5 protein-coding genes are annotated in these 4033 nt (G+C 60.3%); 2 read left to right on the top strand and 3 right to left on the bottom strand.

The genetic code is table 11. From position 1 onward, the window contains the following. Positions 1-96 precede the first annotated feature (96 nt). Complete coding sequence (locus tag H1Y01_RS04955; RefSeq protein WP_180539163.1) at positions 97-855, bottom strand: sulfite exporter TauE/SafE family protein; 759 nt, start codon at positions 853-855, stop codon at positions 97-99. Positions 856-857: 2 nt separating this feature from the next. Further along, positions 858-2027 carry a cystathionine gamma-synthase gene (locus H1Y01_RS04960; protein WP_180539164.1) on the bottom strand — a complete coding sequence of 390 codons (1170 nt, stop codon included), beginning with the start codon at positions 2025-2027 and terminating at the stop codon, positions 858-860. 114 nt (positions 2028-2141) lie between these two features. On the opposite strand from H1Y01_RS04960, the gene H1Y01_RS04965 reads away from it, so the two are divergent. Then, positions 2142-2615, top strand: coding sequence for an excisionase family DNA-binding protein (locus H1Y01_RS04965; protein WP_180539165.1), 474 nt, complete (start codon positions 2142-2144; stop codon positions 2613-2615). Further along, a complete protein-coding gene (locus tag H1Y01_RS04970) occupies positions 2612-3181 on the top strand; it encodes a PIN domain-containing protein (protein ID WP_180539166.1) in 570 nt (189 codons plus the stop codon). Before H1Y01_RS04965 ends, H1Y01_RS04970 begins: the two co-directional genes overlap by 4 nt. A gap of 21 nt (positions 3182-3202) precedes the next feature. On the opposite strand, the gene H1Y01_RS04975 is transcribed toward H1Y01_RS04970, so the two are convergent. Further along, positions 3203-4033: pyridoxal-phosphate dependent enzyme (locus H1Y01_RS04975; protein ID WP_180539167.1), on the bottom strand; the 831-nt coding region annotated here is incomplete at its 5' end.

Consider the following 4033-nt stretch of genomic DNA (forward strand, 5'->3'; position numbering starts at 1 on the left):
ATGGCTGATCGAAGACCATGCCGGGCTGAAGATCGAGGAAAGCATCGAATCCGACGATCACCGCTTTATCGCGGCGATTTGCTCGAAGTGAACGCCTTACAGCGCCCAGCCGTACGCGTGCCAGAAGAAGTAGACGGTCATTACGGCGCCGGTGCAAATCACAAAGATCCGGACCGCCTGGCCGGGCAGCTTCTGCGCGAAAAGCGCGCCGAAGTAACCTCCGGCAATGGCGGCTAACATCATGATCAGAGCTTCGCGCCAGTAGACTTTACCGGCCGTCACGAAAACAACGACGGCAACGGCGTTTAAGCTTCCCGACAGTAGTGATTTGAGGCCGTTCATGGCGTTGATCTGGGTCATCCCGAATACGGCAAACGCGGCCAGCATCAAAATGCCGATACCGCCGCCGAAGTAACCGCCGTAAATCGCAATAATCAACTGCGAGATGGAAAGGGCGGCGAAACCGAAATGAAAGTGCCGCTTGATCGCCGCCCCAAGGCGCTTGCCAAAAGCGAACATGAGCGTCGCGAATAACAAGAGCCAGGGAGTGATTGCCACGAACGTGTTTTCCGGAGTTACCAGGAGCAGCGCCGCTCCGACCATTCCCCCGACGACGCTGATGATCAGCATGGCGCGCAAGCTGATGCCTTCCAGATGCCCCCAGGAGCGCCGGTACGAGTACACGCTGGCGAACGATCCCGGAAAGAGAGCGACGGTGCTGGTCGCGTTCGCGATGACAGCCGGTAATCCGACGAACACCAGCGCCGGAAACGTCAGGAAGCTGCCGCCGCCCGCCACAGAGTTCAATGCACCCGCGAAGAACGCGGCAATCAACAGCAGAATGATGTGGAGCATGGTCAGTAGCCCGCCTCCAGAGCCTGCGCGAGGTCGGCCTGCAGATCGTCCACATCTTCGACGCCGACCGAGAGCCGCACCAGCGTGTCGCCGATCCCCGCCGCCCGGCGCTGCTCCGCCGGTATCGACGCGTGCGTCATGATGGCCGGATGCTCGATGAGGCTTTCCACTCCGCCGAGGCTTTCAGCCAGCGCGAACACGCGGCAGTGCTCCAGGAACTTGCGCGCGTTCTCGATGCCCCCGCGTAGGATCGCCGTGATCATGCCGCCGTAAGCGCTCATCTGCCGCTGCGCCAGCGCATGTTGCGGGTGCGATTCGAGCCCCGGATAGATCACCTGTTCGACGCGCGGGTGCTGCTCCAACCAAGCGGCCAAGTGAGCCGCGTTCTCGCAGTGGCGCTGCATACGAAGGTGGAGCGTCTTGAGCCCGCGTAAGACCAGAAATGAATCGATGGGAGCGCTGATTGCGCCGACTGCATTTTGCAGGAAGGTGAGGCGCTCGGCCAGTTCGGCATTTCCGGTGACGGCCGCGCCGCCAACGATATCGGAATGACCGTTCAGGTACTTTGTCGCAGAGTGGATCACGATATCGAAGCCGTGTTCGATGGGGCGCTGCAGATAGGGACTGGCGAAGGTATTGTCGCAGACCGAGATCATCCCGTGTTCACGCGCGATCGCGGCAACGGCTTGCAAATCCACCAGATTCAAAAGCGGGTTGGAAGGAGTCTCGATCCAGAGCATGCGGCTGCGCGGCTGAATCGCCGTGCGCACGCTCTCCGGATCGGTCAGGTCGAGGAAGGTGAACGAGAGCCCCGCGGAACGGCGGCGAACGCGCTCGAAGAGCCGGAAAGTACCGCCGTAAAGATCGTTGTTGCAGATGATGTGATCGCCGGAATCGAGCAGATCGAGCGTGGTCGCCATCGCCGCTAACCCGGACGCGAAAGCGAACCCGTGCGTGCCGTTCTCCAGAGCGGCCACGCAGCGTTCGTAGGCAAATCGCGTGGGATTGTGGCTCCGCGAATACTCGAAACCCTTATGGACCCCCGGGCTTTGCTGGACGTAGGTCGACGTGGCGTAGATGGGCGTCATGATCGCGCCGGTGGTGGGATCGGGTGGCTGGCCCGCGTGGATGGCTTTGGTGCCGAATCCGGTGTTTGGTGGGAGCGAGATCATAACAGAATAGAATGCCTTATCCGAGGAAGGCATTCGGGTTCGGCCGCTTCTTTTCACATGTTTCGTTCATTTCACTTGTTGCATTTAACAAAAAGACCGTGCTACGCTTGTGTCATGAATGCCGCCGTTGAATCTCCAAACCGCCAATTCGCCCCCACCAACCAGGAAGCTGCTGTCGCCCGTGCTTCGGGCCGGCTTCTTTCGCGTTATGCGGGGCTGAACCACTCGTTGACTCTTCGCGTGATGGATGCCGGCCAGGAGCAACCCCTCGAATTACCCGCGGGCGCCGTCTCCCTCCTGAGAGATATCCTGGACGCGATGGCTGCCGGCCGCGGAGTCTCACTCATTCCGGAGAACGCCGAATTGACCACGGTTCAGGCGGCTGCGGTTCTAAACGTCTCGCGTCCATTCTTAATCAAGCTGCTCACCGAGCGCGCGCTTCCTTTCCGCAAAGTCGGCAAGCACCGCCGTATCCGAATGGAAGATGTGATGGCGTATAAGAACCAAATCGACCGTGAGCGCGAGGCCGTGCTCGATGAGCTCGCCGCCGAAGCGCAGAAGAACGATATGGGCTATGCCCGTTCGTGAGTCACTACGCGGCGTTGCTTGACGCGAACGTACTTTACCCAGCGCCGCTTCGTGATCTGCTTCTGCAACTCGCGGTCACGGACATATTCAAAGCACATTGGTCGGCGGACATCCACCGCGAGTGGATCGAGGCTTTGCTGCGGAACGAACCGCACCGCGACCGCGCCGCGCTCGAACGCACCCGCGATCTGATGGACAAAGCGACGCGCGATTCAGTGATCACCGGCTACGAGTCTCTGGTCCCGTCCATCGAACTCCCGGATCCGGATGATCGCCACGTTCTTGCCGCAGCGATCGTGGGCCGCTGCGACGTTATCGTAACTCAAAATTTGAAAGACTTCCCGGAAGACGCTCTCGCCCCTTTCGGCATTAACGTTCAGCATCCCGATGAATTCTTGTGTAATCACTTAAACCTGGCGTCAGGACTGGTCTGCGGCGCTGTCCGGAAGGTTCGCCTCAGGTTAAAGAATCCACCTTTCACAATCGATCAATATCTGGAAACTTTGATCCGCCAGGGATTACCGGAGACCGTTTCCGGACTTAGCGCTTTCGCGGAGCTCTTATAGAAGCGCCGGAATCCGGTTTATCTACTTCATCCGGCGCCGCAGGTGCGCCAGCAGATCCGAACGCGTGATCAACCCCAGGAACTTCTCGTCCTCGATCACCAGCGCGACCATGCCCCGGTCCAGAATCCGCACCACATCTTCAAGCGTCGCGGATGCCGGTATCGTCTCCAAACGGCTCGTCATGGCCGTCCGCACCGGCCGCCGGAACCGGCTCTCATGTCCCTGCACCGCGAAGAGAACATCGGACTCATCCAGAATCCCCACGCATTGGCCTTCATCAATCACCGGCACCTGCGAAACATCCGCCAGCCGCATTCGTTGGAAGGCCGCCAGCAGCGAGTCCTCCGGCGAAACCGTGATCAGGCTGCCCTCTTCGTAGCGCCGCGTCAGCAGGTCGCGTAGGTCGCCCGTCTGCGGCCGTTTGATGTAGCCCTGGTCGATCATCCAGTAGTCGCTGTACATCTTCGAGAAATACTTGTTGCCGGTGTCGCAGATGAACGTGACCACCCGCTTCGGCGCCGTCTGCTCCTTGCAAAAACGAATCGCCGCGGCGACCAGGCATCCGGATGACGACCCGCCCAAAATCCCGAAATTGCGCAGCAGCGAGCGCGCGGTCTCGAAGCTTTCTGAATCGGAGATGGAATAGGCTTTCCGGACACGCGAAAGATCGGCGATCTGCGGGATGCAATTCTGCCCGATGCCCTCCACCGCATACGAGCTCTCCGGGCCCGGCATCCCCTCGCGGATGATGCCGGCGAGCGCCGAGCCTTCGGGATCGGCCAATACCAGCTCCGTGGCGGGGCTCACGCGCGCGAAGAACCGGCTTAATCCCGTGATCGTCCCACCCGACCC

This window comes from Nevskia soli, assembly GCF_903970205.1.
Taxonomy (GTDB): Bacteria; Acidobacteriota; Terriglobia; order Bryobacterales; family Bryobacteraceae; genus Bog-113.